Consider the following 21,617-nt stretch of genomic DNA (forward strand, 5'->3'; position numbering starts at 1 on the left):
CCACCCGCCTTCGGTGGTCTGCCTCCAAGAAACCCACATAAAGTGGGGCAATGCGCACCGAGGACGTCCTGGCCGCCGTCGCGACCGGCCTGTGGCACTGGGACAGGGCCACCGGATCCGTCGCCTTCGACGCCGAGGCCGCCCGTCTGCTGGGTCTGCCCGCCCGGCGGGCCGAGCTGACCGAGTCCGGCACCCGGGCGCGCTTCCACGCGGTGGACTGGGTGGAGTTCCAGGGCGTGATCAGCCTGGCCGTGGCGGAACACACACTGGCCGAGGCCCGGGTCCGGGTGGTGGACGAGGCCGGGCTGGTGCTGCGGACCGTCCGCGCCCGCGCCAGGCCGGTGGAGCGGGACGGTTCCCCCGCGCTCGTCGGCACCCTGGAGGAGGTCCCCGAGCCGCACCCGGGCACCTCGCCCCGGCGCAGCGCCGTCACCGGCGACTGGCGGCGCAACCGCGAGGCCTTCCTGCTGGACGCCGGCCGGGCGCTGGCCGAGGCGCGCTCGACCGCCGAGGTGCTGCGGGTGGCCGCGGGCCTGTCGATGCCCGGCTTCGAGCCGTCCGCCCTGGCGGTCTTCGGCACCGACGGCAGCCGGGTGACGATGATCGGCCACCACGGCTACGGGACCGACGACGTCGAGGCCCTCCTCGAGATGCCGATGGACAGCAGCCACCCCGCCGTCGAGGTCATCCGCTCCGGCCGGGCCATCTACATCCCCTCGCCGGACGACTACGCGCGCCGCTTCCCCCTTATCTGGCCGATGGTGGAACGATTCCGCAGGCGGGCCTGGGCCTTCCTGCCGCTGATCAACGCGGGGCAGACGATCGGCGCCTGGATGGCGGGCTTCAGCGTCCCGGTCTCCTTCACCCCGGACGAGCGCTCGGTGCTCACCACGGTGGCCCGGATGCTCGCCCAGGCGCTCGGCCGGGCCAGCGTCCACGAGTCCGAGAAGGAGCTCTCGGTCGGCCTCCAGCGCGCGATGATGCCGACCGTGCAGCCGGACATCCCCGGGATGTCGGTGGCCGCCCGCTACGTGCCCACCGGCGGCGGCCTCCAGGTCGGCGGCGACTGGTACGACATGATCCCGCTGCCCAACGGCAAGCTCGCCCTGGTCATCGGCGACGTCCAGGGCCACGACGTACGCGCCGCCGGGCTGATGGGCCAGCTGCGGATCGCCCTGCGCGCATACGCCTCCGAGGGCCACCACGCGGACGCCGTGCTCTCCCGCGCCTCCCGCTTCCTCGCCGGCGTCAACGGCGGGCCGGACGCCTTCGAGGAGACGGACCCGCGCTTCGCCACCTGCCTCTACATCGAGGTGTGCCCCACCACCGGGCTGCTGGTCATCGCCCGGGCCGGACACCCCGACCCGGCGATCCGGCTGAGCGACGGCACCCTGCTGGTGCGCTCCACGGCCGGCGGGCTGCCGCTGGGCATCGACCCGGACACCGACTACCCGACCACCCGCCTCGTCCTCGAGCCCGGCGAGACGATGCTGGTGTGCACCGACGGCCTGATCGAGACCGGCGGCCACGACCTGGAGACCGGCTGGCAGCGGCTGCGCGAGGTCATCGAGGCCGAGCCGGCCGGGGACGCCGCCCACGCGGAGGGCACAGAGTTCCTGGAGAAGCTGGCCGACGGCCTCGTCCAGGCCGTGCACGGCCCCTCGTCCCACTACACGACCGGCCCGCTGGTGGACCGGCGCGAGGACGACATCGCGCTGCTCCTGCTGCGCCGCGAGGTGCCCGCGGCGCTCCCCGGCGGCCGCGCACCGGTGCCGCCGCGGCGCACGGTCCTCACCATCGCCCAGGCGGAGCCGGAGCGCATCGCGGAGGCCCGGCAGCAGGTGCGGGACCTGATGCACGACTGGCCGGACGAGGACCAGAAGGACTCCGCGGTGCTGATGGTCTCCGAGATGGTCACCAACGTCCTGGTGCACACGGACGGGGACGCGCTGCTGATGGCCGCGATATCCGGGCACCCCGGCCGCCGCCGCCTGCGCGTGGACGTCGCCGACGCCAGCGACGAGCTGCCGCACCGCCGCCACCCGGGGGAGATGGCCTCCTCCGGGCGCGGCCTGCTGCTGATGGAGATGCTCGCCGGGGCGTGGGGGGTCGAGCCCCAGGGCGAGGGCAAGAACATCTGGTTCGAGCTCTACGAGGACGGGGTGCCGGAGACCGGGACCGCCGGGATGGCCGACCTGGAGGTCATCACCTAGCGGCCCCGGGCGGGGGCCTTTTCGTTCCCGTGGGCGGGGCTACGCCTCGTCCGCCGGGACCGAGCCCAGCCGTCCGGCGCGAAAGTCGTCGAACGCCTGGGCCAGCTCGACGTGCGTGTTCATCACGAACGGCCCGTAGTGCGCCATCGGCTCCCCGATCGGCCGCCCGCCCAGCAGCACCACCTCGAAGTCGGGGCTGCGCGACTCCTGCGAGGCGTCCGCCCGCACGGTGACCGCGTCTCCGTCGCCGAAGACCACCGACTGGCCCGAGCGGAACGGCCGCCCCTCGGTACCGGCGGTGCCGCGCCCGGCCATCGCGTAGGCGAGGGCGTTGAAGCCGGGAGGCCACGGAAGAGTGAGCTGCGCGCCCGGGGTCAGTGACACGTGAAGCATCGTGATGGGCGTGTGGGTGACCCCGGGCCCCTGGTGCCCGTCGATCTCCCCGGCGATGACCCGCAGCAGCGCCCCGCCGTCGGCAGAGCTGAGCAGCTTGACCTTGCCCCCGCCGATGTCCTGGTAGCGGGGCGCCATCATCTTGTCCTTCGCGGGCAGGTTCACCCACAGCTGGAGGCCGTGGAAGAGCCCGCCGCTGACCACCAGCGCCTCCGGCGGCGCCTCGATGTGCAGCAGCCCGGACCCGGCGGTCATCCACTGGGTGTCGCCGTCGGTGATGGTCCCGCCGCCACCGTGCGAGTCCCGGTGGTTCATGATCCCGTCGATCATGTAGGTGACGGTCTCGAAGCCCCGGTGGGGGTGCCACGGGGTGCCCTTGGGCTCGCCCGGGGCGTACTCCACCTCCCCCATCTGGTCCATCATGATGAACGGGTCCAGGTACCGGTAGTCGATCCCCGCGAAGGCGCGGCGGACGGGGAAGCCCTCGCCCTCCAGGCCCTGCGGAGCGGTGGCGACGTGCAGTACCGGGCGCTGCCGGGCGTCCGCGGGAGCGGAGACGCGGGGCAGGGACAGCGGATTCTCGACGGTTACGGCGGGCATGTCGGCCTCCTCGGAAGGTTCGCCCCCAATTTAGTTGAAGGGTGAACAACCGGCAAGCGGTTCCGCATTCCCGGGCGGGTTCCGGGGGCGGTCGCCGCTTCGCGGGTGGTTCGCCGCCTTCCGGGCGGAGTTCGCCGCTTTCCGGGGAGAGTTCGCCGCTTTCCGGGGGAGGGTGGACACTTGATCAATGCGCGCCAGATCCGCCGGCCCCGGCAAGGCCGGTTACACCGTCCTCTTCGCCACCGTGCTGGCCCTGGCCGTCCTCGGCCTGCTGGTGGCGGGCCGGGGCTCGGCCACCGACGGTTCCCTGGCCCAGGGCGAGTCCTCCGGGCACTACGCCGAGCCGGAGGAGGCCGGGGACAGAACCGCCGACGCCATGGCCTCGGCGGTGCGCACGGAGCCGGGGACGGCGCGGGCGGCGGCCGGTCACGGCTCTGCCCGCCGCACGGAGCCCTTGCCCCGCTCCGAGCCGCTGGAGGCGGCGCCCACGGAACCCTCGCCCGCGATCGGGCCGCTGTTCTACGCCGACGACTCCGGTCAGGCCGGTCAGTCCGGTCAGTCCGGTCAGGACGAGCCGCCGGGGCACGGCTGCACCGCCGGCGTCGTCCACAGCGAGCGGGGCGATCTGCTGGTCACCGCCGCGCACTGCGTGCACACCGACGGCTTCCACACCGACATCGCCTTCGCCCCCGGCTACCACGACGGCGTCGCGCCGTACGGGATCTGGGTGCCCACCTCCATCGACGTGGCCCCCGAGTGGATAGCGGACCGGGACGAGGACCACGACGTGGCCTTCCTGCGCGTACGCCAGGTCGGCTCGGACACCCCCGTCGAGCAGGTGACGGGCGCCGAGCGGATCGCCTTCCACCCGCCCACGGACAAGCCGGCCCGGGTGCTCGGCTACCCCGGGGACGGCGAGCGCCCGCTCGGCTGCCAGAACACGACGCGGGCCGAGGGCCGGACCCAACTCCGCTTCGACTGCCGGGGGATGCCCGGCGGTACGAGCGGCAGCCCGCTGCTGACGGATGTGGACGCGGCGACGGGGCTGGGGACGGTCGTCGGGGTGCTGGGGGGCAAGGACGAGGGCGGGGACGACGAGACGTCGTACAGCTCTTACTTCGGGGATGCGGTTGAGGAGTTGTACGGGAGGGTGGTGCGGTAGGGCGCGGGGGCGCGGCGCTTGCGGTTTTCGAGGGTGCCCCGGTCCCTCCCTTTCACCGTTTCCTCCGGGGCTCCGCCCCGGGCCCGCAACGCGGCTTCGCCGCGTTGACCGGGGGCGGAGCCCCCTGGACCCCCGAAGCGCCCTTCGGGCGCTGTCCTCAAACGCCGGACGGGCTGAAGTGCGCGCCCGGGCACGAATTCAGCCCGTCCGGCGCTTGAGGACAAAGCGGCGCAGCCGCTTTGCGGGGCCCGGGGCGCAGCCCCGGGAGAAACGGTGAAAGTGGGGGTGCCCCCTCTGGGGGAGGGACCGGGGCCAACTCCCCGCCCACGAACCGGCCTCAGCCGTACATCCGCCGCATCGCGAAGTCCACCATCTGCTCGACCGCCTTCGCGTCGAAGACCATCCGGTGGTCGCCCTCCATGTCGAGGACGAAGCCGTAGCCCGTCGGCAGCAGGTCGATCACCTCGGCGCCCGTGATGACGAAGTACTTCGACTCCTTCCCGGCGTACCGCCGCAGCTCCTTGAGCGACGTGAACATCGGGATCACCGGGTGCTGCGTGTTGTGCAGGGCGAGGAAGCCGGGGTTGTCGCCCCGCGGGCAGTAGACCTTCGAGTTGGAGAAGATCACCTGGAAGTCCTCGGCGGACATCGAACCGGTCGTGAAGGCCCGTACCGCGTCCGCGAGCGACGGCGGCGACGGCTCGGGGTAGAGCGGCTGCTCGCCGTAGCCGCCGGGCTGCTGCGGCGGGGCGTAGCCCTGTTGTCCCACGTTCGTGTCGTAGCCGTACATGGGCAGAAGCGTAACGAGTCACAGTTGGCCGAACAGGGGTTGCTTCTTATTACCGGTGGGTAGCATCATGCAGATTACCGACCGGTACGAACGAAGAACGCCCCTCTCGTCACCCCTTACGGAGCCGTTGTCATGGGCCACTACAAGTCGAACCTCCGCGACATCGAGTTCAACCTCTTCGAGGTGCTCGGCCGCGACAAGCTGTACGGCACCGGCCCGTTCGCGGAGATGGACGTCGATACCGCCAAGGACATCCTCTCGGAGATCGCGCGCCTCTCGGAGAACGAGCTGGCCGACTCCTACGCGGACGCCGACCGCAACCCGCCCGTCTTCGACCCCGAGACCAACACCGCCCCCGTCCCGGACACCTTCAAGAAGAGCTACCGGGCCTACATGGACGCCGAGTGGTGGCGCCTGGGCATCCCGGAGGAGATCGGCGGCACCGTCGCCCCGCGCTCCCTGCTCTGGGGCTTCGCCGAGACGATCCTGGGTGCCAACCCGGCGGTCTGGATGTATTCGTCCGGCCCGGCCTTCGCCGGCGTGCTGTTCGCGGAGGGCACCGAGCAGCAGAAGCACATCGCGAAGGTCGCGGTCGAGAAGGAGTGGGGCTCGACCATGGTGCTGACCGAGCCGGACGCCGGCTCGGACGTCGGCGCCGGCCGCACCAAGGCGATCAAGCAGGAGGACGGCTCCTGGCACATCGAGGGCGTGAAGCGCTTCATCACCTCGGGCGAGCACGACATGGCGGACAACATCCTCCACTACGTCCTCGCGCGCCCCGAGGGCCACGGCCCGGGCACCAAGGGCCTCTCCCTCTTCCTCGTGCCGAAGTACGAGTTCGACTTCGAGACCGGTGAACTGGGCGCGCGCAACGGCGTCTACGCCACCAACGTCGAGCACAAGATGGGCCTCAAGGCCAGCAACACCTGCGAGATGACCTTCGGCGACAAGCACCCCGCCAAGGGCTGGCTCATCGGCGAGAAGCACGACGGCATCCGCCAGATGTTCATGATCATCGAGTTCGCGCGGATGATGGTCGGCACCAAGGCCATCGCCACCCTCTCCACCGGCTACCTCAACGCGCTGGAGTACGCCAAGGAGCGCGTCCAGGGCCCGGACCTGGCGAACTTCATGGACAAGTCCGCGCCGAAGGTCACCATCACCCACCACCCCGACGTCCGCCGCTCGCTGATGACGCAGAAGGCGTACGCGGAGGGCATGCGCGCCCTCGTCCTCCACACCGCCGCCGTCCAGGACGACATCCTGGTCAAGGAGGCCGCGGGCGAGGATGCCAAGGCGCTGCACGGCCTCAACGACCTGCTGCTGCCCATCGTCAAGGGCTACGGCTCCGAGAAGTCCTACGAGCAGCTGGCCCAGTCGCTGCAGACCTTCGGCGGCTCCGGGTACCTCCAGGAGTACCCGATCGAGCAGTACATCCGCGACGCGAAGATCGACACCCTCTACGAGGGCACCACGGCCATCCAGGGCCAGGACTTCTTCTTCCGGAAGATCGTCCGCGACCAGGGCCAGGCCCTCACCACGCTCTCCGAGGAGATCAAGAAGTTCCTCGCCGAGGCGCCCGGCGGCGAGGAGCTGACGGCCTCCCGCGACCGGCTGGCCAAGGCCGCCGCCGACCTGGAGGCGATCGTCGGCATCATGCTGACCGACCTCGCCGCCACCGAGAAGGACGTCAAGTCCATCTACAAGGTCGGCCTCAACACCACCCGCTTCCTGCTGGCCGCCGGTGACGTCGTCGTCGGCTACCTGCTGCTGCGCGGCGCCGCCGTGGCCGCCGAGAAGCTGCCGAACGCCTCCGCCAAGGACAAGCCGTTCTACACCGGCAAGATCGCCGCCGCGAAGTTCTTCGCCGCGAACGTCCTGCCCGGCGTCTCGGTCGAGCGCACCCTCGCCGAGGGCGTGGACCAGTCGCTGATGGAGCTGGACGAGGCCGCGTTCTAGAACCGGCGTCCTGGAACCGGCGTCCTGGAACCGGCGTCCTGGAACCGGCGTCGAAGGCCCGCTCCGAGGGAGGAGCGGGCCTTCGCACGTCCTCCCTATCCTGGCCGTATGAGCACTGCGCACCGCTTCGACCGCGGCCACACCGACGACCTCATGTCCTTCCTCGCGGCGAGCCCCTCGCCGTACCACGCGGTGGCCAACACGGCCGCCCGGCTGGAGAAGGCGGGCTTCCGGCAGCTCGCGGAGACCGACGCGTGGGACGCCTCGTCGGGCGGCAGGTTCGTGCTGCGGGGCGGCGCGGTCATCGCCTGGTACGTGCCCGAAGGCGCGGCCCCCGCCACCCCGTTCCGCATCGTCGGCGCGCACACCGACTCCCCCAACCTGCGCGTCAAGCCGCTGCCCGACACCGGGGCGCACGGCTGGCGCCAGGTCGCCGTGGAGATCTACGGCGGCACCCTGCTCAACACCTGGCTCGACCGCGACCTCGGCCTCTCCGGCCGGATCACGCTGCGCGGCGGCGAGCACCGCCTCGTCAACGTCGACCGCCCGCTGCTGCGCGTCCCGCAGCTGGCCGTCCACCTCGACCGGGGCGTCAACGACGGCCTGACGCTGGACCGGCAGCGCCACATGACGCCGCTCTGGGGCCTCGGCAGCGCACAGGAGGGCGACCTCATCCGCTTCGTCGCGGCGGAGGCGGGCGTGGAGGCGCGGGAGATCACCGGCTGGGACCTGATGACGCACAGCGTCGAGCCGCCCGCCTACCTCGGCCGCGAGCGCGAGCTGGTGGCCGGGCCCCGGATGGACAACCTCCTTTCCGTGCACGCCGGTACGGCCGCGCTGGCCGCGGCCTCCTCCTCCGACGACCTGTCGTACATCCCCGTCCTGGCCGCCTTCGACCACGAGGAGAACGGCAGCCAGTCCGACACCGGGGCCGAGGGGCCGCTGCTCGGCAACGTCCTGGAGCGCTCGGTGTTCGCGCGCGGCGGCACGTACGAGGACCGGGCGCGGGCGCTCGCCGGCACGGTCTGCTTCTCCTCCGACACGGGGCACGCCGTGCACCCCAACTACGCGGAGCGGCACGAGCCGGGGCACCACCCGGTCGCCAACGGCGGGCCGTTGCTCAAGACCAACGTCAACCAGCGGTACGCGACGGACGGTGTCGGGCGGGCGCTGTTCACCGACGCGTGCGAGCGGGCGGGCGTGCCGTGGCAGCACTTCGTCTCCAACAACTCCGTTCCCTGCGGCACCACGATCGGGCCGATCACGGCGGCGCGGCACGGCATCACCACGGTCGACATCGGCGTCGCTATCCTCTCCATGCACTCCGCCCGCGAACTGTGCGGCGCGGACGACCCGCATCTGCTCGCCTCGGCGCTGACCGCCTTCCTGGAAGGCTGAGCCGTCCCATCCCGGGGGAACGAACCCATGACCGACCGCTCTCTTCCGCGCATCGCCCTCGCCGTCGTCGCCGCCGTGGCCGCCTTGTCCCTCACCGGGTGCGGCGGGGGCGGGAGTTCGGACTCGGACGCGGACGCGAAGGCGTCGGCCGAGGCGTCCTCTCCCGCGGAGGGGGAGGACAGCGCGGGCTCGGGCGTGGCGAAGGGCGACGCGTGCGCGCCGTCGGACGTCAGGCTCCAGGCACGGCCGGCGGCCTCCGGACGCGTCCTGCTGGTGGCCACGGCGGCCAAGGCGTGCACGGCGTACGGGTTCCCGTTCCTGCGCTTCGACAAGGACCAGGCGACGGCGGACATGGACGCGGCGTCGAAGCCGGCGGCGCCGGTGCGGCTGGCGGTCGGCAAGTCCGCCTACGCCGGCATCGTGCCGACGTCGGCGGACGGCGCGACGCCGAGGGAGGCGAAGGAGCTGTCCGTCTCGCTCCAGGCGAAGAACGGGGATCCGGTGGAGGGCGGCGAGGTCAGGGCGGCGCTGCCGGGTGGGAAGTTGAGGATCGACGACTCGGTGCGGACGACGTATTGGGTGGCGGATGAGGCGGCGGCCCTGAAGGGCTGATTTTCTCCCCGCCCCGCCCTTTCACCGTTTCTTCCGCGCTCCGCGCGGGGGCAACGGTGAAAGGGCGGGGTTGGGGAAAATTCACCCGTCCAGACCCGCCAGCACCAGCGGCAACCGGCCCGCGCCCCCCGCAACCACCCGCACCGGAACCCCCCAGTCCTGCTGATGCACATGGCACGCCGGATACTCGTTCGCCGGATCGTCGTCGCACGACGCCGCCATCGCGGAGACATGCAGGACGCCCTCCCCCACACCGTCCGCCAGGACGACCCGCCGGACGAGGTCCGTCCCCGCACCCGCCCCCGACGCCAGCAACTCCGGCGGCGTCGCGCTGACGAGCAGCCGCGTCGACGGCCCGTACCGCGTGTCCAGCTTCTGCCCGGCCGGTGCCTCGAAGATGACGGCGAGCTCCAGCTCGCCGGGCGCGACCTCCGTCGCGGCCCGCTGCGTGCGGTGCGCCACGGACTCCACCCGCACCGCCTCCTCCGGCAGCCGCAGCCGCGTCAGCCGGTGCCGGGCCGACTCGACGACGAGAATCTCGTCGGAGTCGGGCACGAGCACCGCGTCGGACGGCTCCCGCAGGTCCGTGGCCAGCGTGCTCACCTCACCCGTCGCCGGGTCGAAGCGGCGCAGCGCGTGGTTGTACGTGTCGGACACGGCCACGGAACCGTCCGGCAGCGCGGTCACGCCCAACGGGTGCTGGAACAGCGCCTGCTGAGCGTCACCGTCCCGGTGGCCGAAGTCGAACAGCCCGGCCCCGACGGCGGTCCGCACGGCGAACCCGTCGCCGTCCCGCTCCACGTACCGCAGCGCGGACGTCTCGGAGTCGGCGATCCACAGCCGGTCCCCGGCGGCGGCCAGCCCGGACGGCTGGGCGAACCACGCCTCGCGGGCCGGGCCGTCCACCAGGCCCTCGTTGGTGGTGCCCGCGGCGACCTCGACGGTCCCCGTCGCCGGGTCGTACGTCCACAGCTGGTGGGCGCCGGCCATGGCGATCCAGAGCCGGTCCGCGAACCAGGCCACGTCCCAGGGGGACGAGAGCGCGACCTCGCGGGCGGGCCCGGACGTCGCCGCACCCTGCCACCACTGACGGCCGGTGCCGGCGACGGTGGTGACCTCGTGGGTCTCCGGGTCGTAGGCGCGCAGCGCGTGGTTGACGGTGTCGGCGACGATCACTCGCCCGTCGGGCAGGAGCTCGAGGCCCTGCGGCTCGCTGAAGCGGACGGGCTCGTCGCTCAGCCCGCGCTCGCCGGTGCCGACGCGCCGGACGACGGTCTCGCCGTCCTCCGCGAGCTCGACGAGCTGGTGCCGGGTGGTGTCCGAGACGAGGAACCGGCCGCCGGGCAACGCCAGCGCCTTGCCCGGGAACCGCAGATCGGTCGCCACCGGCTCGGGCGCCACGTACGGCCCGTCCCCCCGCCGCAGCGTCCCCTTGGCCCCGTGCTCGGCCTCCAGCTCGGTGACCAGCGCCTCCAGTGCGTGCGCGTGCCCTTCGCCGGCGTGCTGGGCGACGACGTACCCCTCGGGATCGATCACGACGAGCGTCGGCCAGGCGCGGACCGCGTACTGCTTCCACGTCGCGAGCTCGGGGTCGTCGAGGACGGGGTGGTGGACGCCGTACCGCTCGACGGCGTCGACGACGGCCTGGTGCTCGGCCTCGTGCACGAACTTCGGCGAGTGCACGCCGATGATCACGGTCGTGTCCCGGTGCTTCTCCTCCAGCTCGCGCAACTCGTCCAGGACATGGAGGCAGTTCACGCAGCAGAACGTCCAGAAGTCGAGAATCACCACGCGTCCGCGCAGCTCCGCGAGGCTGAGCTCCTTCCCACCCGTGTTGAGCCAACCACCCTTGCCGATCAGCTCGGGGGCACGGACGCGGGGGCGGCGCGGGGCCGGGGAGGCAGCGTTCATGGGTCAAGGGTGCCATTCCCGGATGAACACACGATCACAGGTGGCTGACAGGGTCGAGCGGACGGCCCCGCCCACGTGAGCGGGGCCGTGGAGGCTCAGACAAGGCCGATCCCGGCCTGGGCCTTGATGGTGGCCACGGCATCGCTGCTGAGCCAGCGCAGAGGCACGACGGTCCACCGGTCGCCCTTGCGCATGATCACGGCATTGCCGTCCTTGGTGCGCCCGATGTGAATGAACCCGTGGTCGCGCCGTAGGTCTTTCGCAAGATGCTCGCCGTGGATCACGCACTACTTCCCTTCGCGCTCCTCGTCGTCGGCCATGCTGCTGTAGACGCTACCGTTCTGGGAAACCTGCGTATCGGGGTCGGTCACCTGGTCCCGGTTCTCGTTCGGGTCCCAGTCGTCGTCCTGCTTGCCCATCCGCGCGCTCCTTCGGGATCAACACTGTGCCGGCGCAGGGGCTGCCCCTGTGCCGTCGTGCAGTGGTGCGCTCCGCCCAGCCGCCTCCAACGGGAGTTGAAAGCGAAGAGCAACGGCGCGGACTTCACGGTGCCGGGTTCTTGTGAGGTGTCGTCTGCTGGTGTGCATTGAGTTCTGCTCGTAGCCGGGCGGCGGCGTTCTGGCACCCGACGCGCAGCGCGGCATCGATCCCGTGATGGAGGGCGAGGCACCTCGGGCACGTGCGGTAGGTGTGCAGCGTGGCACCCGAAGGTCGGGTCACGCCGACCAAAGGGCGGGGGTATTGGTACGAAGGCCGATCACTCACGGGCGCTCCCGGGTACTCACCGCACTCGGCCGGTTCGGGCCCTGATGCCCCACCGTGTGCCACCGCAAGTGGACATTGCAGTCGGACACCGTGGTCAGGTCGCCTCCGGCTCGCGCCCGGTTCCGTACGGCCACGAGTTCTGCACTGGCTGCACAGCCTTCTACCGGGGTTAGTTCCGGTACCAGGCGCAACGGCAGTTCAACCGTCGCGGAGCTGAATCGCGTGGGTTCGGTCATGCGGTGATCTTCGTGCTGAACATGGGACGGGGGAACCTCCCGCGTTCCCCACTTCGGGACGTCCCACGACAGGTAGAACGTCCCTGTGAACGTCCTGAGTACGAGGGAGTGGACACGTGCCGAACGAACGCTTACGGGCTGCCATGGCATCCGGTGGATGGACGCACGCCGCCCTGGCCCACGCGTCCGGTGTTGATCCCAAGTCCGTTGAACGGTGGATCAATCTCGGTCGGACACCGCGGCGAGTGACAGCGCTCAGGGCCGCCGAGGTCCTGGGGGAGGATGTCCACACGCTATGGCCGGCCCTCCGGCAGGCACGGACGGCGCGGGCTGTCAGCCCCGAACTCGTCGCGCTCTACGCCCAGCGGGCCGACCTCCCCGTCTCCGTCTTCGCAGAGCTTCTCGCGCAAGCGCAGCGCCGGATTGACGTACTGGTCTACGCAGCCGTCTTCCTGCACGAGGCGTACCCCCGCCTGAACGACCTGTTGAGCGAGCGCGCCACCGAGGGGTGCTCGGTCCGTATCGCCGTGGGTGATGCCGACAGCGCCAACGTCCAACAGCGCGGCCAGGAAGAGGCATTCGGCCACGGCATCGAATCCCGCTGCCGTCTGGCGCTGATGCACTACCGGCCGCTGCTCGGTTTACCGGGGATCGAGGTGCGGACTCACGGAACGACTCTCTACAACAGCCTGTACCGTGCCGACGAGCAGGTGTTGGTCAACGCTCACGTATGGGGTGTCAACGCCTTCGCAGCGCCCGTGTGGCACCTTCGGCGCAACAACCGTGGGGGCATGTTCGACACCTATATGGAGAGCTTCGACGCTGTGTGGGAAACCGCACGGCCGGTGGAGAGGTGAGCGCGTGGCACGGACCGAGTACTACGACGACCCGAGCGCGCCCGAGCCCAACAGCCTGGTCGTGGCGGCATCCGCCGTCGTCACCGACGACCGGGGCCGCATCCTGCTCCAGCGGCGCAGGGACAACGACCTGTGGGCGCTGCCGGGCGGCGCGATGGACATGGGGGATTCGCTGCCCGGCACTGCCGTACGGGAGGTCGAGGAGGAGACCGGGCTGCGCGTCGAGATCACGGGGCTCGTCGGTACGTATACCGACCCCCGGCACATCATCGCGTACAGCGACGGCGAGGTGCGCCGGCAGTTCAACGTGTGCTTCACGGCCCGGGCCGTCGGCGGCGCGCTGGCGATTTCCGACGAGAGTACGGAGCTCCGGTTCGTCGAGCCGCGAGAACTCGATTCACTCCCCATGCATCACACCCAGCGGCTGCGCCTTCAGCACTTCCTGGAGCACCGTCCCACGCCCTATCTGGGATAGCGGCGCCCCCGCCTGAGTACGGCTACTCATGCACGCGAGACGGGAGCGGAGAAGACTCCGTCGCATGTCGTCGTCACTGCCCGAAGCACCGCCGGTCGTGGTCCCGCACGGCCTCGACGCCCACCGCCGGAGCGGACTGCCGTGGTACGTGGATCTGCTCATCGCCCTCTTCCTGCTGGGGCTGGAGGGTGTCGTGGGGGCGGTCCTCCTGCTCGTCGTGGTCGTCGAGGAGTGGGGCGGGCGCCCGGCGGCGGACACGGGCGGGCAAGTGAGGACCACCGCTGCCGTGGTCGCCGCGTGCGCCTTCGTGGTCGTCGTGGCGGCGGTGCTCGGGCGCGCCTGGATCACCGTCACGGTTCAAGCGGCGGTCGTGGTCGCCGCCTGTTCTGTGGCGGTGACGGGGTATGCGTCCGAGGCCACAGCACCGATACGGGCCGGTCAAGCGGAACTTGGAGCACCCATTTTGCCGTCCCTTTAATCGTGAAGAGAACACACATCCGCGCCACGCGCCTCGTCGCCGCCTCCGCCGCCCTCGGCCTCGCTCTCACCTGCGGCACCGCCCACGCCGCCGGGAAGCCCTCGAAGGAGCCCAAGGGGAGCCTCACCCAATACGCGCTCTCCCCCGGACTGTTGAAGATCACCGGTGGGCGGACCGCCGGGAACCCGACGCAGGTGCACGGGGTGCTGGGCATGCCCAAGGGCAAGGGGCCGCACCCGGTCGCCGTCGTGATGCACGGGGCGCATCACAACTGCGTGACCGCCAAGAAGGGGGACGGCATCACGCAGAACCCGGTGAAGACCGCATGGCCGTTGGTGTGTGCCAAGCCGGGGAAGAAGGAGAAGGGCGTCGGGCCCGACTACCTGCGGCAGGACGCCGGGCTCTCGCACGTCGTGGAGGCGCTGACGCGGAAGGGGTTCGTCGCCGTGTCGATCGACGTCGTCTCGCCGGAGATCTGGTGGGGCGGCGAGACCGATCCCGTGAAGGGGTACACGGATCTTGTCGACGCGCATCTGAGGCTGCTCTCCGACCTCAACAAGGGCGTCAGCCATGGGCTGAAGATCCCCGACGTCAAGGGGCGGATCGACACCTCCCGCGTCGGGCTCGTCGGGCACAGCCGCGGCGGCGGGTACGTGCTGTCGCAGAAGGCCGCCCAGCGGAAGGGGCTGTTCGGGGCCGTGGCCATCGAGCCGGCCGAGTACGCCGAGAAGGCCACGCACAAGGTGCCCGTGCTCAACATCCGTGGCGGGTGCGACGAGGACACCGGGCCGGACGCCGGGCTGACGACGGTGAAGGGCCTGGCCAAGTCCGGCCGGACCAAGGTCGCCGCCGATGTGCTGCTGCCCGGCGCCGGGCACACCATGATGAACACCAACCTCGCGCCCGCCAGGAAGGACGGGAGCGTCGGTGAGTGCAAGCGCGCCAAGGTCGCGAAGCCCGCCGCCGCCCGCGACCAGGTCGCCCAGCTCACCGCCGCCTTCCTGGAGCAGGCGCTGCACAAGGCGGGCTCCTACCGGCTCCCCGCCGTCAAGGGCCTCGCGCCCAAGGGCGGCAACCTCCGCAAGGGCGGACCGGCCGTGACGTTCCGGGAGGCGCGCCCGGAGACGTACGCCGATCCGCACAGGATCCGGGAGACCGTCTCCAAGGAGCGGCTGCTGCCCGCGATCCCGAAGACCCTGAAGGTCAACAAGACGCCCGACGCGGGCATCTGAGGCCGGTCGAGCCGGAGAGGGGTAAGGGCGCGGCAGCGACACGCCGTGCGGTCGGCTCCGGCCCTACCCCTCGCCCAGGCCCAGCACCCGGTTGCGCAGCGCCGGGAATTCCTTCCGGGTGCGGGCCACCCGTTCCATGTCGAGGTCCAGGCGGAGGATCTCCTCGCCGGCGCCCGCCTCGGCGAGGACCTCGCCCCAGGGGTCCACCACGACGCTGTACCCGGCCTGCTCCACACCCCCGTTGGTGCCGGCCGTGCCGACGGCCAGGACGTACGCCTGGTCCTCGACCGCCCTGGCCCGGGCCAGCAGCGACCAGTGGGCGCGGCGCGCCGCGGGCCAGCCGGCGGGGATGACGAGGGTCTCGGCCCCGGCGTCCACCAGCGCGCGGAACAGCTCGGGGAAGCGCAGGTCGTAGCAGGTCGCCAGGCCGACGACCGTCTGCGGGAGTTCCGCGGTGACGACCTCGCCGCCCGCGCTCATCAGCACGGCCTCGCCCTCGTCGAAGCCGAAGAGGTGGATCTTCCGGTAGGTGCGGACGAGCTCCCCCGACGGATCGAATACCAGTGAGGTGTTGAACAGGCCGTCCGCGCCGCCCTGTTCGATGATCGAGCCCGCGTGCAGCCACACGCCCGCGTCGCGCGCGGCGGCCGACATCAGCCGGGACGTGGGGCCGTCGACCGGCGACTCGGCCTCGTGGAGGAACTGGGGGGAGGCGAAGGCGCCCGTGGTCCACAGTTCGGGGAGCACGACGAGGTCGCTGTCGCGCTCCTCGCGGACGAGCCGGGCCACGCGCTCGCGCCGCTCGTCCGGCGACTCCGCCGCGTCGACGGCCAGCTGGATCAGTGAGACGCGCACAGGTACCACCACTTTCCACCCATGAAACCTCTGCCGGGTTGCCCTTGCGCAGCGTAACTTAAGAGACCCAGACCGCACTTGCCCCGCGCACGTACGCACCGCACGACGAGGGATCACGTGACCGTCCACCCAAGCCTTCAGCCGGCGATCGACGCCTGGGCCCATTCCATCGAAGCGATCAACGAGTTGGTGAGACCCCTCGCCGAGTGCGATTGGAACCGGCCGACGGACTGCCCGGGGTGGTCCGTGCGCGACGTGGTCTCGCACGTCATCGGGGTCGAGAACGAGATGCTGGGCGAGCCGCGGCCGATCCACACGCTGCCGCGCGATCTGTACCACGTCACCGACGAGTTCTCCCGCTACATCGAGGTGCAGGTCGATGTGCGGCGCTGCCACACCGCGCTGGAGATGACCTCGGAGCTGGAACTGACGATCATCCGGCGGTCGCGGCAGCTGCGCGGCGAGACCCGCTCCCCGCGGGCGCCGGTGCGCTGGCCGCTGGGTTCGGGGAACGAGCAGACCCTCGAACGGGCGTTGACCGTGCGGGCCTTCGACGTCTGGGCGCACGAGCAGGACCTGCGCCGGGCGCTGGGCGTGCCCGGCAACCTGGACGCGCCCGGCGCGCTGGTCGCGCGGGACGTGCTGGTCGCCGGGCTGCCCGGGGTGGTGGCCGGGAAGGCGGGCGCGCCCGCCGGTTCGGCGGTGGTCGTGGACGTGCACGGGCCGGTGGAGTTCCTGCGGACCGTGCGGGTGGACGGGGCCGGGCGGGGCACGGTGGACTCCAGCGTCTCGCTGGGCCCGGCGGTGACGCTGGCGACGGACTGGGAGACGTACGTCCGGCTGGCCTGCGGGCGGGTACGGCCGGAGGCGGTGGCCGACCGGGTCAAGGCGGAGGGCGAGCCGGGGCTGGCGGCGGCGATCCTGCGGGAGTTCGCCGTCACGCCGTAGCGCTGCCGCGCGGTCGCACGGTCGGTCGCCCGGAACGGGTCGTGCCGTCCCCCAGCGGCCCCGGCCGTCGTGCCGCGACCGCCTCAGGGGGATACCGGCACGTGCACCGTCTCCACCCGGGACGCCACGATCCGTTCCTGCTCGCGCCGTTGGGCCCGGCCGCGCAGCCGCAGGATCTGGGTCAGGCCCAGCGCCTGGAGGGCGAAGACCGAGGCGAGGGCGGCCCGGTAGTCCTCCCCGGTGGAGTCCAGGATCAGGCCGATGGCCAGCAGGGTCGTGATGGAGGCGGTGAAGCCGCCCATGTTGACGATGCCGGACGCCGTGCCCTGCCGCTCCGGAGGGTTGGCGGGACGGGCGAAGTCGAAGCCGATCATCGAGGCGGGGCCACAGGCGCCGAGCACCGAACACAGCGTGATCAGCAGCCACATCGGGGCGTGCGGCCCGGGCCAGGCGAGGGTGGCGGCCCACAGCAGGGCGGTGGCGGCGACCGTGCCCAGGGCGAGCGGCAGCCGGGCGGCGTGGTGGCGGCCGATGATCTGGCCGTAGACGAGGCCGACGGCCATGTTCACCAGCACGACGAGGGTGAGGAGTTCGCCGGCGGTCCCCCGGTCGAGGCCCTCGGCCTCCACGAGGAACGGCATGCCCCACAGCAGCAGGAAGATCATGGCGGGGAACTGGGTGGTGAAGTGCACCCAGAGGCCGAGCCGGGTGCCGGGCTCGCGCCAGGCGAGGGCGATCTGGCGGCGGACGTAACCGGCGCCGGGGTGCGGGGCGGGCACCGGCTCGTACCCCCGGGGGTGGTCCTGGAGGAAGGCCACGAGCAGGACGAGGACGAGCACGCCGGACGCCGCGCTGCCCGCGAAGGTGGTGGTCCAGCCGTGGGTGTGCAGCAGCTGGGCGAGGACGAGGGTGGAGACCAGGTTGCCGGCCATCCCGAACAGCGCCGCCACCTGGGCGATCATCGGGCCGTGCCGGGCGGGGAACCAGCGGGCGCCCAGCCGCAGGACGCTGATGAAGGTCATCGCGTCGCCGCAGCCCAGCAGCGCGCGGGCGGCGAGGGCGCCGGCGTAGGAGTGGGAGAGCGCGAAGCCGAGCTGTCCGGCGGTGAACAGCAGGACGCCGAGGGCGAGCACCTTCTTGGTGCCGAGGCGGTCGACCATCAGGCCGACGGGTATCTGCATCCCGGCGTAGACGAGCAGCTGGAGTATGGAGAAGGTGGACAGCGCCGAGGCGTTGATGTGGAAGCGCTCGGCGGCGTCGATGCCGGCCACGCCCAGGCTGGTGCGGAAGACGATGGCGGTGAAGTAGACGGCGACGCCGATGCCCCAGACGGCGACCGCCCGCCGGCCGCCGGGCGGATCGCCGGGCAGGGCCGCGGCCGGGGAGCTCATCGGACGTCTCCCTGGGCGAGGTTGCGCACCCAGCCCACGTGCCGGTCGACGACGGCGACCGCGGCGGCGGCGTCGCCGGAGCGCAGGGCGTCGAGGATCTCGGTGTGCTCGGCGATGTTCTTGGCGATCCGGTCGGGGTGGGCGTGCATGGCCGCGACCCCCATCCGCAGCTGGCGGTCGCGCAGCTGGTCGTAGAGGCGGGAGAGGATCTGGTTGCCGGCGCTGCGGACGATCTCCGCGTGGAAGGCGCGGTCGCTGACCGAGACGGCGGCCAGGTCGCCCTCGGCGGCCTGCCGCCGCATGTCCTCGACGAGCTCCTCCAGCCTGCTGATCAGCGCCGGCGGGGCGGGCACCGCCTTGGCCGCCGCGTGCTTCTCCACCAGCAGCCGGGTCTCCACCACATCCGCGATCTCCTGGGCGGACACGGCCAGCACGAGCGCCCCCTTCTTCGGGTAGAGCTTGAGCAGTCCCTCACCCTCCAGCCGCAGCAGCGCCTCCCGCACCGGGGTGCGGGACACCCCGACGGCCTCGGCGAGCCCGCCCTCGGTGAGCAGCGTCCCCCCGGCGTAACGCCGGTGCAGGACACCGTCCTTGACGTGCGCGTAGACGCGCTCGGCGGCGGGGGGCTGTCTGACCTGTGCGGACACGGAGGAGGTAGGCATGCGCACAGCATAGATACAAGACAGATGCTTGATGAGGGCATGTCCGCGATCCGGACGGGTCGTGGTACGTACCGGCTCTGGACGCTCAGTCGTTCAGCGGGATGATGAACACGAAGCGCAGGTCCTGGCGTTGTATCGGCAGCAGGACGTGGCTGGTCACGCGGATCTCGGCGTGGTCGTGGTACGGCAGGCGCAGCCGGAAGAGGTGCCCGTCGCGGTGTTCGACGACGTCGTGTTCCTCGGCCCAGATGCGCCGGCAGGCGGCGTCGGAGTCCAGCACCTCGCGGACCAGGGAGCGCAGTTCGGCGTTGCCGGGGTTGCTGTTGGCGGCGACGCGGAGCATCGCCAGGTAGGTCCGGGCGCAGCTGTTCTCCCAGTCGAGCATCTGCTCGCGGGCCTCGGGGTGGAGCAGTGCCCAGCGCATCAGGTTGGCGCCGGGGCGCAGCACCCAGGGGAACCACTCGCCCATGAGGCGGTTGGAGGCGACGACGTTCCAGGCCATGTCGGAGAGGTAGGACGGGTAGGTGGTCTGCTGGACGAGCAGGTCCCGTACGCCCTGCGGGAGTTCGCCGGCGGCGGTGCGCGGCTCGGGCGGGCGGCGGCCGCAGACGGCGAGGAAGAGGGTGAGCGTCTCGGCCTCGCTCAGCCGCAGCGCGGCGGCGACGCGGAGCAGGAACCCCTCGGAGAAGTCCCGCCGGCGGCCGGCCTCCAGGGCGCGGTACCAGCCCTCGCTGACGCCGGTCAGCCGGGCGACGTGCTTCTGGGAGAGCAGGCGGCCGGGGCGGGGGTGGGTCCAGCGCAGCTCGGGGACGGTGCGGGCGTCCACGCGGGAGCGCCAGGCGCGGAGCAGACGGCTGATGGACTCGCCGTCGCGCACGTCGTCCGCGTCCACCGGGCCTCACCTTCCGACACTGCAAGTGTTGGTCAATGTTAAGTAAATTGCCCGTCACGGGCCATTCCGCCCTCCGGGGGTGGAATTGTCCGAGGCCGCTCACGCCTGCGTGGAGGGTCCGGATGCGTGGCGGCTCCGCACCGGAGGGGGGTGCGGGGCCGGCTCGCGCCGGGCCCTTCGCGTTTCGCCCGCCCCCGGCCCGCCCTTTCACCGTTTCTCCCGGGGCAAGCCCCGGAGCCCCGCCGCGGCTCCGCCGCGCTGACCGGAGGCTGCGCCCCCTGGACCCCCGAAACCGCGCTCCGCGCGGTTGTCCTCAAACGCCGGACGGGCTGATTCAGCCCGTCCGGCGTTTGAAAAAACCTACCCCCAGATCATCAGCCGCTGCGGCCGCTCCAGCACCGCCGCCACGTCCGCCAGCACCTTCGACCCCAGCTCCCCGTCCACCAGACGGTGGTCGAAGGACAGCGCCAGCGTCGTGACGTGCCGCGGCTTGACCTCGCCCTTGTGCACCCACGGCTGCAGCTTGATCGCGCCGAAGGCCAGGATCGCCGACTCGCCGGGGTTGAGGATGGGCGTGCCCGTGTCCACGCCGAAGACGCCGACGTTGGTGATCGTCACCGTGCCGCCGGACATGTCCGCCGGGCTCGTCTTCCCCTCCCGCGCCGTGCTCACCAGGTCGGACAGCGCCTGCGACAGCTCCGGGAACGTCTTGGCCTGGGCGTCCTTGATGTTGGGGACGATCAGGCCGCGCGGCGTCGCGGCGGCGATGCCGAGGTTGACGTACTCCTTGCGGACGATCTCCTGGTTCTCCTCGTCCCAGGCCGCGTTGACGTCCGGGTTCCGCCGGATCGCGACGAGCAGCGCCTTGGCCACGAACAGCAGCGGGTTGACGCGCAGCCCGGCCATGTCCGGGTCGGCCTTCAGCTTCTGGACGAGCTTCATCGTGCGGGTCACGTCGACGGTGACGAACTCCGTGACGTGCGGCGCGGTGAAGGCGCTGGCCACCATGGCCTGCGCGGTGGCCTTGCGGACGCCCTTGACCGGGATGCGGGTCTCGCGGGAGGCGGCCGGCACCACGGCAGGGGCCACCGGGGCCTCGGGCTCGGCGGCGGCCGGCGCGACCGCGGCCTGCGCGGCGGCGTGCACGTCGTCACGGGTGACGACCCCGCCCGGCCCGGTGGGGGTGACGGCGGCCAGGTCGATGCCGAGGTCCTTGGCCAGCTTGCGGACCGGCGGCTTGGCCAGGGGCCGCTCCGCGCCCGCCACGGCGGCGCCGACGCCCGCCGGGACGGCCGGCTCGGCCGGAGCGGGAGCCGGGGCCGCGTGCCCGTTCAGCTCGGCCTGGACGGCCGCCGCGTACGCCGCCTTCGGAGCGGTCTCCGCCCGGGCGGCCTTGCGCGGACGGCGCTTGGTGGAGGACGGCGCCGCGCCGTACCCGACCAGGACGGCCTGGCGGCCCTGGGGCTCGGCCTCCGGCTCGGGAGCGGCCGGGGCGGCCCCGGCCGCCGACGGCTTTGCCGGGCCCGCGCCCGGCTGCGTGTCGACGGAGATGATCGGCGTACCGACATCCACCGTCGTGCCCTCCTCGAAGCGCAGCTCGTGCACCACGCCGTCGAAGGGGATCGGCAGCTCCACGGCCGCCTTGGCGGTCTCGACCTCGCAGACCACCTGCCCGTCGGAGACGGTGTCCCCGACGGCCACGTACCACTTGAGGATCTCCGCCTCCGTGAGGCCCTCGCCCACGTCGGGCATCTTGAACTCGCGGAAGCGCTCCGTGCTCGCAGTCAT

Annotated in this window: 20 protein-coding genes; 10 read left to right on the forward strand and 10 right to left on the reverse strand. The window is 71.9% G+C overall.

What is annotated here, in order from left to right; genetic code table 11:
- The first annotated feature begins 50 nt into the window (after positions 1-50).
- Positions 51-2,213, forward strand: a complete 2,163-nt coding sequence (locus I5Q34_RS10235; RefSeq protein WP_199891892.1) for a SpoIIE family protein phosphatase — start codon at positions 51-53, stop codon at positions 2,211-2,213.
- Positions 2,214-2,252: 39 nt separating this feature from the next.
- Here I5Q34_RS10235 and I5Q34_RS10240 read toward each other — a convergent pair whose 3' ends face one another.
- A complete protein-coding gene (locus I5Q34_RS10240; RefSeq protein ID WP_199891893.1) occupies positions 2,253-3,206 on the reverse strand; it encodes a pirin family protein in 954 nt (317 codons plus the stop codon).
- A 187-nt stretch (positions 3,207-3,393) separates the two neighbouring features.
- Between I5Q34_RS10240 and I5Q34_RS10245 the strand changes: the two genes are divergently transcribed.
- Complete coding sequence (locus tag I5Q34_RS10245) at positions 3,394-4,368, forward strand: serine protease (RefSeq protein WP_199891894.1); 975 nt, start codon at positions 3,394-3,396, stop codon at positions 4,366-4,368.
- Positions 4,369-4,705: 337 nt separating this feature from the next.
- Here I5Q34_RS10245 and I5Q34_RS10250 read toward each other — a convergent pair whose 3' ends face one another.
- Positions 4,706-5,158, reverse strand: coding sequence for an SseB family protein (locus I5Q34_RS10250; RefSeq protein ID WP_049719141.1), 453 nt, complete (start codon positions 5,156-5,158; stop codon positions 4,706-4,708).
- Positions 5,159-5,290: 132 nt separating this feature from the next.
- On the opposite strand from I5Q34_RS10250, the gene I5Q34_RS10255 reads away from it, so the two are divergent.
- The 3 genes from I5Q34_RS10255 to I5Q34_RS10265 all read left to right on the forward strand — a co-directional run bounded on the left by I5Q34_RS10255 (position 5,291) and on the right by I5Q34_RS10265 (position 9,127).
- Positions 5,291-7,117 carry an acyl-CoA dehydrogenase gene (locus tag I5Q34_RS10255; RefSeq protein ID WP_199891895.1) on the forward strand — a complete coding sequence of 609 codons (1,827 nt, stop codon included), beginning with the start codon at positions 5,291-5,293 and terminating at the stop codon, positions 7,115-7,117.
- 108 nt (positions 7,118-7,225) lie between these two features.
- The gene (locus I5Q34_RS10260; protein WP_199891896.1) at positions 7,226-8,515 is read left to right on the forward strand and encodes a M18 family aminopeptidase; all 1,290 of its coding nucleotides are present in this window, start codon (positions 7,226-7,228) and stop codon (positions 8,513-8,515) included.
- A 27-nt stretch (positions 8,516-8,542) separates the two neighbouring features.
- Positions 8,543-9,127, forward strand: coding sequence for a DUF4232 domain-containing protein (locus I5Q34_RS10265; protein WP_199891897.1), 585 nt, complete (start codon positions 8,543-8,545; stop codon positions 9,125-9,127).
- 81 nt (positions 9,128-9,208) lie between these two features.
- Here I5Q34_RS10265 and I5Q34_RS10270 read toward each other — a convergent pair whose 3' ends face one another.
- The 3 genes from I5Q34_RS10270 to I5Q34_RS35495 form a co-directional block, all read right to left on the reverse strand.
- Entirely contained in the window at positions 9,209-11,038 is a 1,830-nt protein-coding gene (locus I5Q34_RS10270; protein WP_199891898.1) for an NHL domain-containing thioredoxin family protein, read from the reverse strand.
- Positions 11,039-11,133: 95 nt separating this feature from the next.
- Entirely contained in the window at positions 11,134-11,322 is a 189-nt protein-coding gene (locus I5Q34_RS10275) for a hypothetical protein (protein ID WP_199891899.1), read from the reverse strand.
- A gap of 3 nt (positions 11,323-11,325) precedes the next feature.
- Complete coding sequence (locus tag I5Q34_RS35495; RefSeq protein ID WP_267911945.1) at positions 11,326-11,457, reverse strand: hypothetical protein; 132 nt, start codon at positions 11,455-11,457, stop codon at positions 11,326-11,328.
- 698 nt (positions 11,458-12,155) lie between these two features.
- On the opposite strand from I5Q34_RS35495, the gene I5Q34_RS10280 reads away from it, so the two are divergent.
- The 4 genes from I5Q34_RS10280 to I5Q34_RS10295 all read left to right on the forward strand — a co-directional run bounded on the left by I5Q34_RS10280 (position 12,156) and on the right by I5Q34_RS10295 (position 15,081).
- Complete coding sequence (locus I5Q34_RS10280; protein ID WP_277965237.1) at positions 12,156-12,896, forward strand: XRE family transcriptional regulator; 741 nt, start codon at positions 12,156-12,158, stop codon at positions 12,894-12,896.
- Between the two features lie 4 nt (positions 12,897-12,900).
- On the forward strand, positions 12,901-13,371 hold the full coding sequence (locus I5Q34_RS10285) for an NUDIX domain-containing protein (RefSeq protein WP_199891900.1): 471 nt from the start codon (positions 12,901-12,903) through the stop codon (positions 13,369-13,371).
- Between the two features lie 64 nt (positions 13,372-13,435).
- A complete protein-coding gene (locus I5Q34_RS10290; RefSeq protein ID WP_199891901.1) occupies positions 13,436-13,849 on the forward strand; it encodes a hypothetical protein in 414 nt (137 codons plus the stop codon).
- Between the two features lie 2 nt (positions 13,850-13,851).
- Entirely contained in the window at positions 13,852-15,081 is a 1,230-nt protein-coding gene (locus I5Q34_RS10295) for a dienelactone hydrolase family protein (RefSeq protein ID WP_199891902.1), read from the forward strand.
- 63 nt (positions 15,082-15,144) lie between these two features.
- Here the strand turns inward: I5Q34_RS10295 and I5Q34_RS10300 are convergent, their stop codons facing one another.
- Positions 15,145-15,936, reverse strand: coding sequence for a carbon-nitrogen family hydrolase (locus tag I5Q34_RS10300; protein ID WP_199891903.1), 792 nt, complete (start codon positions 15,934-15,936; stop codon positions 15,145-15,147).
- A gap of 117 nt (positions 15,937-16,053) precedes the next feature.
- On the opposite strand from I5Q34_RS10300, the gene I5Q34_RS10305 reads away from it, so the two are divergent.
- A complete protein-coding gene (locus tag I5Q34_RS10305) occupies positions 16,054-16,884 on the forward strand; it encodes a maleylpyruvate isomerase family mycothiol-dependent enzyme (protein ID WP_199891904.1) in 831 nt (276 codons plus the stop codon).
- An 83-nt stretch (positions 16,885-16,967) separates the two neighbouring features.
- Here the strand turns inward: I5Q34_RS10305 and I5Q34_RS10310 are convergent, their stop codons facing one another.
- From I5Q34_RS10310 to I5Q34_RS10325, 4 genes are all read right to left on the reverse strand, one after another.
- The gene (locus I5Q34_RS10310) at positions 16,968-18,275 is read right to left on the reverse strand and encodes a nitrate/nitrite transporter (protein ID WP_199891905.1); all 1,308 of its coding nucleotides are present in this window, start codon (positions 18,273-18,275) and stop codon (positions 16,968-16,970) included.
- On the reverse strand, positions 18,272-18,937 hold the full coding sequence (locus I5Q34_RS10315) for a GntR family transcriptional regulator (protein WP_199891906.1): 666 nt from the start codon (positions 18,935-18,937) through the stop codon (positions 18,272-18,274). Before I5Q34_RS10315 ends, I5Q34_RS10310 begins: the two co-directional genes overlap by 4 nt.
- Before the next feature lie 85 nt (positions 18,938-19,022).
- Positions 19,023-19,829: a helix-turn-helix domain-containing protein gene (locus I5Q34_RS10320; protein ID WP_199891907.1), complete on the reverse strand. Its 807-nt coding sequence runs from the start codon at positions 19,827-19,829 to the stop codon at positions 19,023-19,025.
- Between the two features lie 360 nt (positions 19,830-20,189).
- Entirely contained in the window at positions 20,190-21,617 is a 1,428-nt protein-coding gene (locus I5Q34_RS10325) for a dihydrolipoamide acetyltransferase family protein (protein ID WP_199891908.1), read from the reverse strand.

It is taken from the genome of Streptomyces sp. AV19 (assembly GCF_015999245.1).
Taxonomy (GTDB): domain Bacteria; phylum Actinomycetota; class Actinomycetes; order Streptomycetales; family Streptomycetaceae; genus Streptomyces.

What these genes read in the sequence shown, in the direction of transcription:
- I5Q34_RS10265 (WP_199891897.1), top strand. Translation starts at nt 8,543, where the DNA reads ATGACCGACCGCTCTCTTCCGCGCATCGCCCTCGCCGTCGTCGCCGCC.
- I5Q34_RS10255 (WP_199891895.1), top strand. Translation starts at nt 5,291, where the DNA reads ATGGGCCACTACAAGTCGAACCTCCGCGACATCGAGTTCAACCTCTTC.
- I5Q34_RS10235 (WP_199891892.1), top strand. Translation starts at nt 51, where the DNA reads ATGCGCACCGAGGACGTCCTGGCCGCCGTCGCGACCGGCCTGTGGCAC.
- I5Q34_RS10270 (WP_199891898.1), bottom strand. Translation starts at nt 11,038, where the DNA reads ATGAACGCTGCCTCCCCGGCCCCGCGCCGCCCCCGCGTCCGTGCCCCC.
- I5Q34_RS10240 (WP_199891893.1), bottom strand. Translation starts at nt 3,206, where the DNA reads ATGCCCGCCGTAACCGTCGAGAATCCGCTGTCCCTGCCCCGCGTCTCC.
- I5Q34_RS10325 (WP_199891908.1), bottom strand. Translation starts at nt 21,617, where the DNA reads ATGACTGCGAGCACGGAGCGCTTCCGCGAGTTCAAGATGCCCGACGTG.
- I5Q34_RS10310 (WP_199891905.1), bottom strand. Translation starts at nt 18,275, where the DNA reads ATGAGCTCCCCGGCCGCGGCCCTGCCCGGCGATCCGCCCGGCGGCCGG.
- I5Q34_RS10290 (WP_199891901.1), top strand. Translation starts at nt 13,436, where the DNA reads ATGTCGTCGTCACTGCCCGAAGCACCGCCGGTCGTGGTCCCGCACGGC.
- I5Q34_RS10250 (WP_049719141.1), bottom strand. Translation starts at nt 5,158, where the DNA reads ATGTACGGCTACGACACGAACGTGGGACAACAGGGCTACGCCCCGCCG.
- I5Q34_RS10260 (WP_199891896.1), top strand. Translation starts at nt 7,226, where the DNA reads ATGAGCACTGCGCACCGCTTCGACCGCGGCCACACCGACGACCTCATG.
- I5Q34_RS10245 (WP_199891894.1), top strand. Translation starts at nt 3,394, where the DNA reads ATGCGCGCCAGATCCGCCGGCCCCGGCAAGGCCGGTTACACCGTCCTC.
- I5Q34_RS10315 (WP_199891906.1), bottom strand. Translation starts at nt 18,937, where the DNA reads ATGCCTACCTCCTCCGTGTCCGCACAGGTCAGACAGCCCCCCGCCGCC.
- I5Q34_RS35495 (WP_267911945.1), bottom strand. Translation starts at nt 11,457, where the DNA reads ATGGGCAAGCAGGACGACGACTGGGACCCGAACGAGAACCGGGACCAG.